This window comes from Roseateles sp. DAIF2 (assembly GCF_015624425.1).
In the GTDB taxonomy this organism is placed as follows: Bacteria; Pseudomonadota; Gammaproteobacteria; order Burkholderiales; family Burkholderiaceae_C; genus Kinneretia.
Genome location: NZ_CP049919.1, coordinates 1,738,519 through 1,753,202, shown reverse-complemented (window position 1 = coordinate 1,753,202; position 14,684 = coordinate 1,738,519). Strand labels below are relative to the sequence as shown.

The following is a 14,684-nucleotide window of genomic DNA, read 5'->3' as shown; positions in this document are numbered from 1 at the left end:
TGCGGTCTCAGGAAGAGGAAGAGGAAGAGGAAGAGGAAGAAGAGGAGGAAGAAGAAGCCAGCGTGTTGGCGCGGGCCAGGGCCAACGCCTCGTCGAGCAGGGCGCGATCGCCCACCTGGTTGGCGAGGATCAGCACCAGCTTGGCGAGCAGCAGGTCGGCCTGCGCGTCGGAGAGGCCGCGCTGGGCGGCGATCAGGGCCTCGTAGAAGCCGTCGGGATCGGGGATGTTGGGGGTACGGATCAGCGGCATGGGACTCACTCGCTCCGGCCGAGACTGCGCGCCAGCGCCGCGGCCAGCTTGGCCGGGTCGAAGGCGCGCCAGCGCGCGGCCACATGCTGGTCGGGGCGGATCAGGTAGACAGTGCCCGGGCGGCCGTCATAGCGCTCGCGCAGCAGGCCCTCGGGGTCGGCGATATCGCGCCCGACCACCAGGCCCGGGGCCAGGTCTTGCGCCGGCAGCTCGCCGAAGCTCAGCAAGGTGAAGCCGCGGCCCAGCCGGTCCAGCAGCCAGCCGCCCTCGCCCAGCGGCGCGTCCAGGCAGGGGCTGCCCGGCGCCATCGCGCTGACGAAATGGTCCTCGTCGGGCGTGTTCAGCGGCGAGTCGGCGTAATGGGTCGGCATCGACAGCCGGCCGCTGTTGACCAGCGGGCGCGCGAAGGGCTCGGTCTTGGCCAGCTCCAGCACCGCATCGCGCAGGCGCAGGGAGGCGCGGCTCTTGGGGCTGATGAAATCGGTGGCGCGGGTCGAGTTCAGGATGTTCTCGTCGGCCGCGGCGGCGCGCTCCAAGTGATAGCTGTCCAGCAGCGCATCGGGGGCCGCGCCGTCCAGCACGGCCTTGAGCTTCCAGCCCAGATTGTCGGCATCCTGCACGCCGCTGTTGGCGCCGCGCGCGCCGAAGGGCGAGACCTGGTGCGCCGAATCGCCAACGAAGAACACGCGGCCATGGCGGAACTGCTGCAGGCGCCGGCAGGCGAACTGGTAGACCGAGACCCATTCCAGCTCGAACTCGACCTCCGGGCCCAGCATGGCCTGGATGCGCGGGATCACCTTCTCGGGCTTCTTCTCCTCGGCCGGGTCGGCATCGCGGCCCAGCTGGAAGTCGATGCGCCAGACGCCGTCGCATTGCTTGTGCAGCAGCACCGACTGGCCGCGGTGGAAGGGCGGATCGAACCAGAACCACCTTTCGGTCGGGAAATCCGCTTGTTTCATGATCACGTCGGCGATCAGGAAACGGTCCTGGAAGACCTGACCCTCGAAGTCCAGGCCCAGCATGCGGCGGGTGTCGCTGCCGGCGCCATCGCAGGCGAGCAGGTAGTCGGCCTCGATCGCGAGGCGGCCATCGGGCGTCTCGACCTGCAGCGCGACGCCGTCGGCGCGCGACTCCAGCGCGACCAGCCGGTGCTTCCAGTTCAGCGAGATCAGCGGCTCGGCCTCGCAGGCCCGCACCAGCGCCTCCTCCAGGTGGTACTGCTGCAGATTGATCATCGCCGGCATGCGGTGCCGGGCCTGGGGCAGCAGGTCGAACTGGTAGGCCAGGTCGTCGCGGAAGAAGACCTTGCCGACCTGCCAGCGCACGCCCTGCTCCGCCAGGCCTTGCCCCAGCTGCGAGCCCCCGCCCAGGCGCTGCCAGATCTCCAGCGAGCGCTTGGCGTAGCAGACCGCGCGCGAGCCCTGGCTGACGCTGTTGTTGTCGTCCAGCAGCACGACGGCCAGGCCGCGCGAGGCACAGTCCAGCGCGGCCGACAGCCCCACCGGGCCGGCGCCGATGATCACCACCGGATGGCGCTCGACGCGACCCTCGCGCTGCGCGTCGCGCCGGTGGTAGGCGTACTCGGGGAAGGTATAGGTCTTCAGCATCGCCCGACCTCAGGCGGTGTGGGGGTCGAATTCCTGCTCGTGCATCCAGGCCGCATGCTTGGGCGCGCGCTTGGTGCGGCTCCACTCCTCCAACATCTCCCACTTGCAGGCGTCGAGCCTGGCGTACATCTCGGGCGTGCCGACATCGGCGGCCAGCTCGATGCGATGGCCGTTCGGGTCGAAGAAGTAGATGCTCTTGAAGATCGTGTGGTCGGTGACGCCGATCACCTCGATGCCGGCGGCCTGCAGCTCGGCCTTCTTGGCCTCCAGCTCGGCGACGCTGCCGACCTTGAAGGCGATGTGCTGCACCCAGTTCGGCGTGTTCTCGTCGCGGCCCATAGGCCTGGCGGTAGGCAGCTCGAAGAAGGCCAGCACATTGCCCTGGCCCGCATCGAGGAACAGGTGCATATAGGGATCGTCGGCCTTGGTCGAGGGCACCTTGTCCTCGGCGATCGCGAGCACGAAGTCCATGCCCAGGTGCTTCTGGTACCACTCGACCGTGGTCTTGGCGTCCAGGCAGCGGTAGGCCACATGGTGGATGCGTTCGATCTTCATCTGCGGGCTCCTCCTCTATTCCTTACTTGACGTCTTCCAGCGCGCGCCACATCTCGATGTCGCGCTCGGCGGTCCAGATGCGGGGATCGGGGTACTGCGTCGCCTCGTCGTAGGCGCGGGTCACGTCGAAGGGCATGCAGTGGGCGAAGATGACCCATTGGCCGTACTTGGGCGCCAGCGCGTCATAGGTCTCGCGGTAGACGGTCTTCAGGTCGCGCCCGGCCGAGGCACCGGCCTTGACCGCGGCATACAGCTCGGAGACGAAGGCGCGCGTGCCGCTCAACCCGGCGGCCACCTCGGCCGGGGTCTGCAGCGCGCGGCCGCGGCCGGGCACCAGCTTCTCGGGATTCAGCGCGGCGATGTTGTCCAAGGTCTGCGGCCAATCCTGGAAATAGGCGTCGCCGGCATAGGGCGTGGCATCGAACTCGACCAGGTCGCCGCTGAACAGCACCTTGTCTTGGGGCAGCCAGACCACCGTGTCACCCTTGGTATGGCCGCGGCCCAGCTGCAGGATCTGCACCTCCAGCTTGCCCAGCCACAGGGTCATCCTGCCGGTGAAGGTGATCGTCGGCCAGGTCAGGCCCGGCGGCACGGATTCGACATTGCGGAACAGGCGCGGGAAGCGGCCGATCTCGCTGGCCTTGTCCTGCTCACCGCGCTCGACGATCAGATCAAATGTGTCCTGGCTGGCGATGATGTGCTCGGGCCGATAGGCGCTGGCGCCCAGCACGCGCACCGCGTGGTAATGGCTCAGCAGCACATACTTGATCGGCTTGTCGGTCACCTCGCGGATGCGGCGGATCACGTCGGCGGCCATCACCGGCGTGGCCTGGGTGTCGATCACCATCACCGCGTCGTCGCCGATCACGATGCCGGTGTTCGGGTCGCCCTCGGCGGTGTAGGCCCAGGCATGGGCCGAGAGCTGGTCGAAGCTGACCTGTTTTTCCTCGACATCGGCATGGGAGGCGAAGGTCTTGCTAGTGCTGGCGGCGGTACTCATGGCGGCGGCTATCTCCGGCTATGTTTAACCTTAAGCAAATCAATTTGCCTAAGACGAATTCATGACTTGATCTTAGTCATCGCGTTTGTTAATGTCTAATCGATTGTTTTAAGTAGAAACCCTAGATCGATGACGGACCAGGACAGCAGCAACAGCGCAGGCAGCCCGCCCGAGCGGGGGGGACCGCGCGGCATCCAGAGCATCGAGGTGGGCGGCCAGCTGCTGATCGCGCTGGCCCACCAGGGCCGGCCGCTGGCGCTGAAGGACCTGGCGCGCGAGGCCGGCATGCCGCCGGCCAAGGCCCACCCCTATCTGGTCAGCTTCATCAAGCTGGGCCTGGTGGAGCAGGAGGCCGGTGGCGGCCGCTACGGCCTGGGCCCGCTGGCGCTGCAGCTGGGCCTGATCAGCCTGCAGCAGTACGACCCGGTGCGTCTGGCCACGCCGCGCATCGAGGAGCTGGCCCAGGCGCTGGGCCACACGGTGGCGATCGCCGTCTGGGGCAACCGCGGGCCGACCATCGTGCGCGTCGCCGAGGCCGCCAGCCCGGTGCATATCAGCATGCGCCATGGCACGGTGATGAGCCTGACCGGCACCGCCTCGGGCCGGCTGTTCGCCGCCCATCTGCCGCGCGAGCCGGTGCTGGCCGCGCTGCGGCACGAGGGCCAGGCCGCGCTGCCGGCCGAGCTGGCCGAGCATCTGGCCCAGGCCCGGAAGCTGGGCATCGCCGCCTCGCAGGACGGGGTGGTGGCCGGGGTCAGCGCGCTGGCCGCGCCGGTGTTCGACGACCAGGGCCGCATGGTGCTGAGCCTGACCGCGATCGGCGCCAGCGGCAGCTTCGACGCGCGCCTGGACGGCCCGCTGGCCCAGGGGCTCCGGCGCGTCGGCCAGGAACTGTCGCGCCAGCTGGGCTGGCGCGCGGCATGACGGACAGCAGCGAGTCGATCGACCGCCTGCGCGCCATCGCGGCGGACAGTCCCTGGTTCATGCGGGCGCTGCGCGCGGCCCGCACCTGCCTGCCGCCGGCGCTGCCCTGGTGCATCGGCGCCGGCGCGGTGCGCAACCTGGTCTGGGATGCCCTGCATGGCCAGGCCCAACCCTCGGCCCTGGCCGACATCGATTTGGCCTTCTTCGATCCGCGGGACCTGGGCCCGGCGCGCGATGCCGCGCTGCAGGCCGAGCTGGTGCGCCATGCGCCGGAGCTGCCCTGGGAGCTCACCAACCAGGCCGGCGTGCATCTCTGGTTCGAGGCCTGCTTCGGCCATGCGGTCGAGCCGCTGGATTCGCTGGAAGCCGCCATCGCCAGCTGGCCCGAATACGCGACCGCGGTGGGCCTGAGGCTGGAGGTGGACGACTCGCTGACCGTGATCGCGCCGCTGGGACTGGACGATCTGTTCGGGATGGTGGTGCGGCGCAATCCGCGCCGGGTCAGCCCGGCGACCTACCGCCAGCGCGTGGCGCAGAAGAACTATCCGGGCCGCTGGCCGCGGGTGCGCATCGTCCCGCCAACGGACTGACGAGACGGCCCCGCGTCAGGCCGCGGCGGCCATCAGCGCTTGCTGATCGTAAGGATGCTGCTGCTGCTCGGAGCCCTGGCTCAGCGCGGCCAGCAACTCGGCCTCCTCGCTGGCGGAGAAGGCATAGGGATACAGGGTGCGCTGCTCGCTGGCGCGCTCCGGGCGGCCGCCATGCAGCGCGATCTGCCGCTCGACATGGGCCAGATCCAGGCACAGCAGCACGGCCGGCGCCTGCACGCGCGGATTCATGCGCGTCTCGCTATAGACCTGGAAGCCCAGCATGCGGCGGTAATAGGCCACATGGCGCGGGTTCACCTCGACCACCAGGGTGCGGATGCCACGCAGCTTGTAGGCGTGTAGATAGGCGGTATGAAACAGCGCGGCCAGCACGCGCTTGGACGCTACGTCGGCATCCAGCGCCAGCTGGGTGAATTCGCACAGGCGGTGGCCGTCGGCACGCAGCGCCCGCATCTCGGCCGGGAACACCGCATCGGCATTCAGGCCCAGCGCGGAATCGAAACGCACGCCCAGGGTACCCAGCGGCCCCTCGGCACCGGTGGCGCTGAACACCAGCAGATGCGGCTCGGTGGGTGCCGCGGTGGAGGCCTCCGGCGCGTGCTGGCTACGGCGATAGCCGCGCTGCAGATAACGCTGATGCACCAGCTGGCTCGCCGCCCAGCGGTGGTGCGCGGTGCTGGCGGCGTGGATGGCAAAGCCCGCCGAACGGTGGCTGCGAATGCCGGCGGTGGCATGCACACCGGCATTCGTACCCATCGCTGAACTGGCTTCTTGCATGATTTGTGAGGACCCCTAACTTGGCGTCGGAGTCTAGCCTGCGATTCTGGCGATACCGGGTCGGCCCCTGTCGCCAAAACAATTGACACAAATAACTTACACCTTCAAGCCCCCGGTCCTGGGGGTGCATCGACCGCCATCGGTGAGCGCCCGTTACACCCGGCACGATCTGGGTCCATGCAGCGTATATCGGCGCTCTACGCCGGGAAATTAGGGCTTCCCGGGCCGTCGAGGGTCTATCCGCGGCGGCGCAAACATGGCAGCACCGTTGCGGGGACGCCGCTGACGGCGATGCAGTTTTCTTACTTTGTTACACGGGCAGCGGTGCGCCTCACGCCAGGGCCGGCACGACCAGCGGCGCCCCATCGTCCGGTGCCGCCAGCACATGGGCCGCGACGCCATAGAGCCGCTGCACCAGCGCCGGCGTCACCACCTCGCGCGGCGCGCCCAGGCTCAAGACCTGACCCTCGTGCAGGGCCAGCAGTTCATCGGCGTAGCGCGCGGCGGCGGCCAGGTCGTGCAGCACCATCACGACGCCGCGGCCGGCCTGGTGGGCCAGGCGCCGCACCAGGCCCAGCAGCTCGACCTGATGCCCCAGGTCCAGCATGCTGGTCGGCTCGTCCAGCAGCAGCCAGGGCGTTTCCTGGGCCAGCACCATCGCCAGCCAGGCGCGCTGGCGCTGCCCGCCGGACAGGCGCTCGACCGGCCGCGCGACCAGCGCCTGCAGATCGGTCTCGGCCAGCGCGCGCGCCACCGCGGCCTCGTCCTCGACCGACCATTGGCGCAGCAAACCCTGATAGGGACGGCGGCCGAAGGCCACCAGCTGCGCCACCGTGATGCCGGCTGGCGCCTGCGTGTGCTGCGGCAGCAGGCCGACACGGCGCGCCATCGCGGCGGGCTTCAGGCGCCAGACCTCCTCGCCGCCCAGCAGCACGCGGCCGCCGCTGGGCCGGTGCAGGCGCGCGATGCAACGCAGCAGGGTGGACTTGCCGCAGCCGTTGGGCCCGACGATGGCCAGCACCCGGCCCGGCCGCAGCGCGAAGTCCAGGCCCTGCAGCACGGCCTTCTCACGGTAGTCGGCGCGCAGGCCCTCGATCCTCAGTTCCATCGCTTCCTCGTTCCTCATTCACTCGCCCTGCGGCCGGCGCAGCAGCACCCACAGCAGGAAGGGCCCGCCCAGCATGCCGGTGATCACGCCGGCCGGCAGCTCCACCGGCGCCAGCCAGACCCGACCCAGGGTGTCGGCCGCCAGCACCAGGCTCGCGCCCATCGCCATCGCCGCCGCCATCGGCAGGCCCAGGCCGCCGAACAGCGCGCGCGTCAGGATCGGCGCGGCGATCGCGACAAAGCCCAGCGGCCCGGCCACGCTGACGCCAATGCCGGCCAGCGCCGCCGCGATCAGCAGCACCGCCAGCCGCAGCGCGCCGCTGCGCAGGCCCAGCACCCGCGCCATGTCCTCGCCCAGCGCCAGCAGGCCCAGGCCGCGCGACAGCGGTACCAGCACCAGCAGCAGCAAGCCCAGCGCCGCCCCGGCCGGCAGCGCCACCGCATAGCCGCGGCCCAGCAGGCTGCCGACGCTGAAGCTGTAAATCGCCGCGCTGTGCATCACCGGCAGGGTCGCCAGCACCAGGTCGAACAGCGCGCGCAGCAGGCTCGCCAGGCCCAGGCCAATGATCAGCACCCGGTAGCCCTGGCGCCCCACCCCGCCAGCCGCGGCCAGGATCACGCCGACCGAGACCAGCGCGCCCAGCAGCGCCTGCCACCAGGGCCCCAGCATCGCCTCGGCCGACCACAAGAGGGACAAGCCCATCGCCAGGATCGCGCCATCGCTGATGCCCAGCAGGTCCGGGCTGGCCAGGCGGTTGCGCGCCAGGGTCTGCAGCAGCAGGCCCGAGCCGCCCAGCGCCGCGCCGACCAGGGCCCCGGCCGCGACGCGCGGCAGGCGCAGCTCCTGCACCAGGAAGGCCAGCATCGGATCCGCCCCCGTCAGGCCGGACCACAGCTCGGCCGGCGACAGCCGCGTATCACCCAGCAGCAGCGCCAGCAGCGTGGCCGCCAGGGCCAGCGCCAGGCAGGCCAGATGCAGGCCCAGGCGGCGCGGCTGCAGGCGCAGCGACAGGGCGCGATGGCGCCAGACCCAGACGGCATTGCTCATGCTCGTCATTCGCGCGTCTCCAGCCCCAGCGTCGGCTCGCGCCGCACCATCCACACCAGCACCGGCGCGCCCAGCAGCGCCACCACCGCGCTGACCGGCGCCTCGAAGGGCTGCACGATCAGGCGCGCCAGCAGGTCCGCCGCGATCAGCAGCGCCGCGCCGATCAGCATCGCGCGCCGCAGCTGCCGGCCCAGCTCATGGCCGCCGCCCAGGCCGCGCGCCAGATAGGGCGCGACAAAGCCCAGGAAGGCGATCGGCCCGACCAGCGCCACCGCGCCGCCGGCCATCAACGCCACCGCCAGCACCGCGGCCCAGCGCAGCAGGCCGGGCCGCCCCCCCAGGCTGGCTGCCAGCTCGTCGCCCAGCGCCAGCAGACCCAGCGGACGCGCCAGCAGCAGCGCCAGCAGCAGGCCCGCCAGCAGCGGGGCAAGACCCGGCCCCAGCAGCTCCGGCGTGACCCGCGCCAGCGAGCCCAGCACCCAGAAGCGGAACTGGTCCAGCCCCTGCTGGCTGGACAGCAGCAAGAAGGCCATGAAGCCGCGCGCGCTGGCCGCCACCGCCAGCCCGGCCAGCACCAGGCGCAGCGGCGACATGCGGGCATCGCCCGCGCGCGCCAGCAGCAGCACCAGCGCGCTGCCGGCCAGCGCGCCGAGCAGGGCCCAGCCCAGCAGGCCCAGGGCGCCCAGGCTGCCCTGCAGCACCAGGCCCGCAGCGATCGCCAGGGTGGCGCCGGCGTTCACGCCCAGCAGGCCCGGCTCGGCCAGCGGGTTGCGCGTCACCGCCTGCAGCAGCACGCCGGCGGCGCCCAGCGCCGCGCCGACCAGCAGGGCCGCCAGCAGACGCGGCGCGCGCAGCTGGGTCAGCACCATGCCGACATGCTCGGCATCATCGACCGCAGCGCCGCTCAGCCAGGCCCAGCCCGCGGCCGGCCCGACCCGGCCCGGCCCCAGCAGCAGGGCCGCCAGGCTCAACAGCGCCAGCAGCGCGGCCAGGGCCGCGCCGGTTCTCCAGTCCGCGAGCTTCACGTCAGCGCGAGCCGAGCAGCACGCGCTCCGTCTCGTCCAGCACCGCCAGCGCGGCCAGCGGGCCGCCGGTGACGGTCCACAGCGAGGCGTCAACCTCGCGCACCTGGCCGGCCTTGGCCGCGCGCAGCTCGCGGAACTCGGGCTGGCGCATCAGTGCGGCCAGCGCCTCCGGATCATGGGCGCGGCCGCTCTTGAACATGCCGAGAAAGAGCCAGTCGCCATCGATCTTGGCCAGGGCCTCGCGCGACAGCGGGCCCGAGTGGCCGGCGCCCGGCTCCTGCTGAGCGGCCGGGCGCGTCAGCCCCAGGTCGGCCAGCACCTGGCCGGCGAAGGCATCGGCCTTCATATAGACCGGGCCCTGCGGGGTCCAGCGCACGATGCTGGCGCTCTTGCCGGCCAGCGCGCCGACCTTGCCGCGCAGCGTCGTGGCGCGCGCCTGGTATTGCGCGATGAAGGCCTTGGCCTCGCCGCCGCGGCCCAGCAGATCGCCGACGCGCAGGGTCGTGTCCTGCCAGCGCTCCAGCGCCGGGTAGCTGATGAAGGTCGGCGCGATCTTCGAGAGCTGGGCCAGCAGCTGCGGATCGGAGAAACCGCCAGCCAGGATCAGGTCCGGGCGCAGCGCCAGCACCCGGTCCATGCTGGGCTGGGCGAAGGCGCCGACATTGGGCAGGTTGCCGGCCTGGTTCATCAGATAGGCCGGCAGGCTCAGCTGGCCGCGGCCCAGCGTGCTGCCGACCGGCTTGACGCCCAGGGCCAGCGCCACGTCCAGGTCCTTCTCCGACAGCACCAGCACGCGCTGCGGCTGAGCCGGCACGGTCAGTTTGCGGCCGCTGGCATCGCTGATCTCGCGGGTCGGGGCGGCGGCCGGCTGGGCCAGCGCCGGCAGCGCGGCCAGCAGCAGGGTCGGCAGGGCCAGCAGCAGGCTTCGCCGTTTGTTGATCGTCGTCATGGTGGTGTTCCTTCTTCCTTCTTGGTCAGGACTCGAGCGCGCGCCACACCGGACGCAGCGGCTCGCGCCGGGTCAGCAGTTCGAGATGGGCGTCCAGCACCCAGTGCAGGCGCTGCTGGGTCGCGGCATCGGGGGTCTCGCAGTCGAACACCAGGGCGAGGGACTCGCCCTCCCCGGCGATCGACATGCGGCAGTCGCCGAACTCGAAGCGCAGCTGCGCCTGATGCGACTCCTGCTGCACCGGGATCTTCTTGGCGAAATGCTTGGCGAGCTTGAACAGGAACTGTTCGGCCATCGGCGTGGCCACGCTGGCTTGGGACTTGAGCATGATGTGGGGGCTGGATTCCTCGCGGGGTCAGAACTTGGCGTTCAGGCCCAGCCAGACGCGGCGGCCCTCGTCCAGCATCCAGTTGCCGTTCAGGCCCTCGTTGCGGCTGCGGGTGTCGACCGCGACCTGCTGGTCCGCGATGTTCAGCAGCGCCGCCGACAGGGTCAGGTGGGCATTGAGCTTGTAGGCGCCGCCCAGGTCCACCGTGTTCAGGCCGCTGCGCTCGCGCACATTGCGCGCGCCGTTGCGGAAGGCGGCCCAGTACTGCCTGCCCTCGGCATTGAGCCGCGCATAGGCCGACAGCGCCTGGCCCTGCGCCCAGTCGACGCGCAGCGAGGCCTTGTGCTCGGGCGTCTTGTCCAGCGGCCGGCCGCTCAGCGAGCTGCCGTCGAAGCTGGGTTCGCCACCGCCCTCGCGGCGCGAGCGGGTGTAGGTGTAGTTGCCGGAGACGGCCCAGTCCTGCGCCAGTGGCCAGGCGCCGGCCAGTTCGAGGCCACTCAGCTTGACGCGGTCGACGTTGTCGTAGACATAGATGTCCAGCGCTGGGTTGATCGGGTCGACCTTGCCGGTCGAGTAGCTGACCACCTTGTTGCGGAACTTGTTCATGAACAGCGCGGCCGACCAGCTGCGCCCCTTCTCACCGTCGAAGCGCAGGCCCAGCTCGGCGCTGCTGCTCTCCTCCGGCTTCAGCTTCGGGTTGCCGCACAGCGAGCCGCGGCGCGGCGAGTTGCCGCCGGTGCTCATGCAGTAGCCCGGCTCGGTCTGGCGCAGGGTCGGCGACTTGAAGCCCTTGGCGAAGCCGCCGCGCAGGGTGTAGCGCTCGTCGAGCTTGTAGACGCCGTAGACGCGCGGGCTCCAATGCGAGCCGTAGCGCTGCACATCGTCCAGGCGCAGGCCGGTAGTCAGCGCGAAGGCCTCGCTGATCTGCCATTCGTCCTCGGCGAACAGCGCATGGGCACGGTCGCGGGTGCTGTTCGGATTGGCCGGGTGGCCGGCGGCCGGCGCCTCGCCGGCGATGCCGCTCAGGCGGTTGCGGCTGATCTGGCCGCCGATGTTCAGGGTGTGGCTGTCGAGATTCAGGGTCGCCAGCGTATCGAACACGGTGTTGACGATCTCCGGGCGCGAGGCGCTGCGGGCGCCATTGGTCCAGACCGTCTGCTGGCCGCTTTCCTGGTACAGCGCGACGCGCGAGCTGCCCCAATCCCATTGGCCGCGATGGCTCAGCGCCCAATGATCGCGCGCCTGCTCGGTCTCGGAGCGCGCGGCGGTCGCAGCCGCGCTCTTGCCGGGCGAGAGCTCCCATTTCACCGCGCCGCTGCCGGCCTCCAGCCAGAAGGACTGGCCGGCCATCGGCGTCAGGCTCAGCTTGGCCACCGCCTGGCGGTTCTTGGTGCCGTAGGCGCCCGTCGTGCCGTTGGCCGGGATGTAGTAGCGATCCTCGTCGCGCTGGCTGCTGGTGCCATAGACCTGCAGGCCCAGCAGATCGGTCTTCAGCGGGCCGCCCAGCCAAAAGTCGAGCTGGCGCGCATCGCCCTGGATGTCGCCGCTGGGCTTGGTGAAGCTCAGGCCCGCCGAGCCCATCCAGCGCGTGATGTTCTTGCGCGTGATGATGTTGATCACGCCGCCCATCGCATCGGCGCCATAGAGCGCCGACATCGGGCCACGCACCACCTCGATGCGCTCGATCGCCTCCAGCGGCGGCGTCATCCAGGCCATCACGCCGCTGGTGCCGCGGTTCATCGTCTCGCGGGTGTTCTGACGCCGGCCGTCGACCAGGATCAGGGTGTACTCGCCCGGCAGGCCGCGGATCATGATGTCGCGCTCGCTGGGGCCGGGGCCGACGACGCTGACGCCCTCGACATGGCGCACCGCGTCCTCCAGATTCGCATAGGGCTGATTGGCCAGCTGCTCGCGGGTGATCACGGTGACGCTGGCCGGCGCCTCCTTGACCTTCTGCTCATGGCCGGAGGCCGACTCGACGACCACCCGGTCCAGGCTGGCCGTGCCGGCCTGGACCGTTGCAGCAGCGGCGGCGGCCAGCAGGGCAAGAACAAGGGGACGGGCGCGGAAGGGGGCGAACAACATGGCCATGGTGGAAGAGGAGGCGTGAGTTTACAAATCAAATAGGAATGATTTGCATTAACATGGAGCCAAGATTTTTCCATCGCCCCTGCGGATGCGCCTTTGCGCGCACCACCCGGGCCTTTGCGCGCCACAACCCACGATGCAAGAAAGAAGCCCCGAGTCCTCCTCCCTCTGCCAGGCGATCCGGCTGCGGCCGGGCCTGGAGCTGCGCTGCAGCGACCGGCGCCATGCCCATCGCGGCGACGGCACGGGCCAGGCCTCGGCGGGGCTGTACCTGGTGCTGGTGCTGGCCGGCGAGGTGCAGGTGGCCTATGGCGGACGGCGCCTGCGGCTGGCGCCGCAGGACGGCGCTGGCGCCGCCGGTGCGCTGGTGGCGCTGCGCGAGAACGACAGCTTCGAGCGCGCCGATTGCGGCGAAGGGCCCGAGCGCAAGCTGAGCCTGTGGGTCGGCCATGACTGGCTGGAACAGGCCGGGCTCAACACCGGCCGCCGCCATCTGGAGATGCGCTGCTGGCGCGCCAGCCGGCGCCTGGCCGGCCTGGCGGACAGCCTGATCCGCACGCCCGCCGAAGGCGGCGGCCTGCCCCATCTGCAGGCCGAATGCCGCGCGATCGAGCTGCTCGGCGAGGCCCTGGCCGGCGAGGCCCCGGCCGCCGCCCGGCCTGGCCGCATGCAGGCCGCGCGCGAGCTGCTGGACAGCGGCGCGGCCGACGGCTGGAGCCTGGCCGACATCGCGCTGGAGCTGGGCCTGCATGCCAACACCCTGCAACGGCGCTTTCGCGAGGCGCATGGCTGCTCGGTGTTCGACTATCTGCGCCGGCGCCGCCTGCTGGAGGCGCGCCGCGCGCTGCAGCTCGACGGCATCACCGTCACCGAGGCCGCGCTGGCCGCCGGCTACAACAGCCCCGCCAATTTCGCGACCGCCTTCCGGCGCCAGTTCGGGATGGCGCCGAGCCGGCTGAAAGCGGCGATGAGCTGAGCGCGGCGGCACATCCTGCTGCTGCTTGCGCCCATGGCAAGGTCAAGCGGCCCGCGCCGACGGCCCTGCCCCGATGTCGAGCAAGCCCGCCGGGCTTGACCCTGCCATGGCGGGAAGCCACACGATGGCTCACCCAACTTGCCATCAGGAGCCGACGATGCCCATGACCTGCCCCTTGACCTTCCATGTCGACGACATGACCTGCGGCCATTGCGCCAGCACCATCGCCCGCGCCGTGCGGGCCGCCGATGCCCATGCCGGGCTGGAGATCGACATGCAGGGCCGGCGGGTCCGCATCCGGCCGACCGAGGCCAACGAGGCGGAGTTGCTGGCCGCGATCGCCGAGGTGGGCTACCACCCGGTTCCGGTCGCCGATGGGGCGGCCTCAGGCGGCCGGTGTCGATGAGGGCGAGGCCGCCGCCTCGCTACGCAGCCAGCGGCAGAAGGTCTCGATCGCCGCATCGCGGGGGCCGCTGCGGCCGTCCCGGCGCAGGATCCAGAACGCGTAGGCGTTGTCGAGCGCCAGCTCGAAAGGTCTGACCAGGCGGCCGCGCTGCAGGTCCTCCTCGACCAGCGGCGCCAGCCCGAGCGCGACGCCGTGGCCGGCGACCGCGGCCTCCTGGGCCAGATAGATGCTGGCGAACACCGGGCCGGGCCCGGCCTCGACGGAACCGACCCGCGCGGCCGCCAGCCAGGCCGGCCAGTCCGGGACGCCGGGGCGCCCGGTCGCGCTCTCGTCGTGCAGCAGCATGTGGCGGGACAGATCGCGCGGCGCCGCCAGCGGGCGCGCGGCATCGGCCAGCAGCGCGGGCGCGCAGACCGGGAACACCGGCGCCGCCATCAGCCGCTCGGCGCCCGAATAGCCGCCGGGGCCGTAGCGGATCGCGACATCGATGCCGTCGCGCGCGAAGTCGGCATGGGCGTTGCCGGTCTCGATGCGCAGCCTGAGCTCGGGGCATTCGCGGTGGAAGCGGTGCAGCCGCGGCGCCAGCCATTTCGCGGCAAAGGACTCGATGGTGCTGACGCGCAGGCTCGCGACCCGCGGCGCGGTGGCGCGGTCCAGCACCAGGTCCAGCTGCCCGAACAACTCGCCCAGCGAGGCGGCCAGCGCCGCGCCCTCCTCGGTCAGCGCTATCGAACGGTGGCCGCGCTGGAACAGCCGGGTGCCCAGGTATTCCTCCAGGCGCTTGACCTGATGGCTCAGCGCCGCCGGCGTGACGAACAGCTGCGCGGCCGCGGCCTGGAAGCTCAGGCCGCGTGCGACCGCCTCGAAGGCACGCAGGGCGTTCAGCGGAGCGGGCTGGCGGGGCTTGTGGGTCGTCATCGAGGCAGCCGAGGAAGGGCGAGGCGCATCCTATCAATCAACTTAGTTTTTCTCAGGCGTGCGGAAAAACATCTCGTTTGTCGGCCGCGCCGGCGCCGCCCATGATGCGCCCCGTCCC

General features: G+C 71.0%; 16 protein-coding genes. 4 read left to right on the top strand and 12 right to left on the bottom strand.

Going from position 1 to position 14,684, the window contains the following annotated elements:
• Positions 1–7 precede the first annotated feature (7 nt).
• Genes G8A07_RS08175 through G8A07_RS08160 form a run of 4 tightly spaced genes read right to left on the bottom strand, consistent with a single transcriptional unit; the run spans position 8 to position 3,412 of the window.
• Positions 8–250 (bottom strand): DUF2783 domain-containing protein, encoded by a 243-nt coding sequence (locus tag G8A07_RS08175; protein ID WP_195796549.1) that lies wholly within the window; start codon positions 248–250, stop codon positions 8–10.
• Positions 251–255: 5 nt separating this feature from the next.
• Positions 256–1,857, bottom strand: a complete 1,602-nt coding sequence (locus G8A07_RS08170; protein ID WP_195796548.1) for an FAD-dependent oxidoreductase — start codon at positions 1,855–1,857, stop codon at positions 256–258.
• Between the two features lie 9 nt (positions 1,858–1,866).
• Positions 1,867–2,412, bottom strand: a complete 546-nt coding sequence (locus G8A07_RS08165; protein WP_195796547.1) for a VOC family protein — start codon at positions 2,410–2,412, stop codon at positions 1,867–1,869.
• A gap of 22 nt (positions 2,413–2,434) precedes the next feature.
• A complete protein-coding gene (locus tag G8A07_RS08160) occupies positions 2,435–3,412 on the bottom strand; it encodes an MBL fold metallo-hydrolase (protein WP_195796546.1) in 978 nt (325 codons plus the stop codon).
• Between the two features lie 129 nt (positions 3,413–3,541).
• On the opposite strand from G8A07_RS08160, the gene G8A07_RS08155 reads away from it, so the two are divergent.
• On the top strand, positions 3,542–4,336 hold the full coding sequence (locus tag G8A07_RS08155) for an IclR family transcriptional regulator (protein ID WP_195796545.1): 795 nt from the start codon (positions 3,542–3,544) through the stop codon (positions 4,334–4,336).
• Positions 4,333–4,926, top strand: coding sequence for a nucleotidyltransferase family protein (locus G8A07_RS08150; protein WP_195796544.1), 594 nt, complete (start codon positions 4,333–4,335; stop codon positions 4,924–4,926). The genes G8A07_RS08155 and G8A07_RS08150 overlap by 4 nt, the downstream gene beginning before the upstream one ends.
• Before the next feature lie 15 nt (positions 4,927–4,941).
• On the opposite strand, the gene G8A07_RS08145 is transcribed toward G8A07_RS08150, so the two are convergent.
• The 7 genes from G8A07_RS08145 to G8A07_RS08115 form a co-directional block, all read right to left on the bottom strand.
• On the bottom strand, positions 4,942–5,700 hold the full coding sequence (locus G8A07_RS08145) for a long-chain N-acyl amino acid synthase (protein ID WP_195796543.1): 759 nt from the start codon (positions 5,698–5,700) through the stop codon (positions 4,942–4,944).
• Positions 5,701–6,052: 352 nt separating this feature from the next.
• The gene (locus tag G8A07_RS08140; RefSeq protein WP_195796542.1) at positions 6,053–6,829 is read right to left on the bottom strand and encodes an ABC transporter ATP-binding protein; all 777 of its coding nucleotides are present in this window, start codon (positions 6,827–6,829) and stop codon (positions 6,053–6,055) included.
• 18 nt (positions 6,830–6,847) lie between these two features.
• Entirely contained in the window at positions 6,848–7,885 is a 1,038-nt protein-coding gene (locus tag G8A07_RS08135; RefSeq protein ID WP_195796541.1) for an iron chelate uptake ABC transporter family permease subunit, read from the bottom strand.
• Entirely contained in the window at positions 7,882–8,901 is a 1,020-nt protein-coding gene (locus G8A07_RS08130; RefSeq protein WP_195796540.1) for an iron ABC transporter permease, read from the bottom strand. The genes G8A07_RS08135 and G8A07_RS08130 overlap by 4 nt, the downstream gene beginning before the upstream one ends.
• Before the next feature lies 1 nt (position 8,902).
• Positions 8,903–9,850, bottom strand: coding sequence for an iron-siderophore ABC transporter substrate-binding protein (locus G8A07_RS08125; protein WP_195796539.1), 948 nt, complete (start codon positions 9,848–9,850; stop codon positions 8,903–8,905).
• 25 nt (positions 9,851–9,875) lie between these two features.
• Positions 9,876–10,178, bottom strand: a complete 303-nt coding sequence (locus tag G8A07_RS08120; protein ID WP_195796538.1) for a DUF2218 domain-containing protein — start codon at positions 10,176–10,178, stop codon at positions 9,876–9,878.
• A gap of 27 nt (positions 10,179–10,205) precedes the next feature.
• Entirely contained in the window at positions 10,206–12,263 is a 2,058-nt protein-coding gene (locus G8A07_RS08115; protein WP_195796537.1) for a TonB-dependent receptor domain-containing protein, read from the bottom strand.
• A gap of 139 nt (positions 12,264–12,402) precedes the next feature.
• On the opposite strand from G8A07_RS08115, the gene G8A07_RS08110 reads away from it, so the two are divergent.
• Both G8A07_RS08110 and G8A07_RS08105 read left to right on the top strand, forming a co-directional pair.
• The gene (locus G8A07_RS08110; RefSeq protein WP_195796536.1) at positions 12,403–13,242 is read left to right on the top strand and encodes an AraC family transcriptional regulator; all 840 of its coding nucleotides are present in this window, start codon (positions 12,403–12,405) and stop codon (positions 13,240–13,242) included.
• A 157-nt stretch (positions 13,243–13,399) separates the two neighbouring features.
• The gene (locus G8A07_RS08105) at positions 13,400–13,648 is read left to right on the top strand and encodes a heavy-metal-associated domain-containing protein (protein ID WP_249937266.1); all 249 of its coding nucleotides are present in this window, start codon (positions 13,400–13,402) and stop codon (positions 13,646–13,648) included.
• On the opposite strand, the gene G8A07_RS08100 is transcribed toward G8A07_RS08105, so the two are convergent.
• Complete coding sequence (locus G8A07_RS08100; RefSeq protein ID WP_195796535.1) at positions 13,628–14,566, bottom strand: LysR substrate-binding domain-containing protein; 939 nt, start codon at positions 14,564–14,566, stop codon at positions 13,628–13,630. The two genes, G8A07_RS08105 and G8A07_RS08100, sit on opposite strands and share 21 nt — an antisense overlap.
• Positions 14,567–14,684 lie beyond the last annotated feature (118 nt).

What these genes read in the sequence shown, in the direction of transcription:
- G8A07_RS08115 (WP_195796537.1), bottom strand. Translation starts at nt 12,263, where the DNA reads ATGTTGTTCGCCCCCTTCCGCGCCCGTCCCCTTGTTCTTGCCCTGCTG.
- G8A07_RS08175 (WP_195796549.1), bottom strand. Translation starts at nt 250, where the DNA reads ATGCCGCTGATCCGTACCCCCAACATCCCCGATCCCGACGGCTTCTAC.
- G8A07_RS08135 (WP_195796541.1), bottom strand. Translation starts at nt 7,885, where the DNA reads ATGACGAGCATGAGCAATGCCGTCTGGGTCTGGCGCCATCGCGCCCTG.
- G8A07_RS08150 (WP_195796544.1), top strand. Translation starts at nt 4,333, where the DNA reads ATGACGGACAGCAGCGAGTCGATCGACCGCCTGCGCGCCATCGCGGCG.
- G8A07_RS08145 (WP_195796543.1), bottom strand. Translation starts at nt 5,700, where the DNA reads ATGGGTACGAATGCCGGTGTGCATGCCACCGCCGGCATTCGCAGCCAC.
- G8A07_RS08120 (WP_195796538.1), bottom strand. Translation starts at nt 10,178, where the DNA reads ATGCTCAAGTCCCAAGCCAGCGTGGCCACGCCGATGGCCGAACAGTTC.
- G8A07_RS08125 (WP_195796539.1), bottom strand. Translation starts at nt 9,850, where the DNA reads ATGACGACGATCAACAAACGGCGAAGCCTGCTGCTGGCCCTGCCGACC.
- G8A07_RS08140 (WP_195796542.1), bottom strand. Translation starts at nt 6,829, where the DNA reads ATGGAACTGAGGATCGAGGGCCTGCGCGCCGACTACCGTGAGAAGGCC.
- G8A07_RS08165 (WP_195796547.1), bottom strand. Translation starts at nt 2,412, where the DNA reads ATGAAGATCGAACGCATCCACCATGTGGCCTACCGCTGCCTGGACGCC.
- G8A07_RS08100 (WP_195796535.1), bottom strand. Translation starts at nt 14,566, where the DNA reads ATGACGACCCACAAGCCCCGCCAGCCCGCTCCGCTGAACGCCCTGCGT.
- G8A07_RS08155 (WP_195796545.1), top strand. Translation starts at nt 3,542, where the DNA reads ATGACGGACCAGGACAGCAGCAACAGCGCAGGCAGCCCGCCCGAGCGG.
- G8A07_RS08105 (WP_249937266.1), top strand. Translation starts at nt 13,400, where the DNA reads ATGCCCATGACCTGCCCCTTGACCTTCCATGTCGACGACATGACCTGC.
- G8A07_RS08160 (WP_195796546.1), bottom strand. Translation starts at nt 3,412, where the DNA reads ATGAGTACCGCCGCCAGCACTAGCAAGACCTTCGCCTCCCATGCCGAT.
- G8A07_RS08110 (WP_195796536.1), top strand. Translation starts at nt 12,403, where the DNA reads ATGCAAGAAAGAAGCCCCGAGTCCTCCTCCCTCTGCCAGGCGATCCGG.
- G8A07_RS08170 (WP_195796548.1), bottom strand. Translation starts at nt 1,857, where the DNA reads ATGCTGAAGACCTATACCTTCCCCGAGTACGCCTACCACCGGCGCGAC.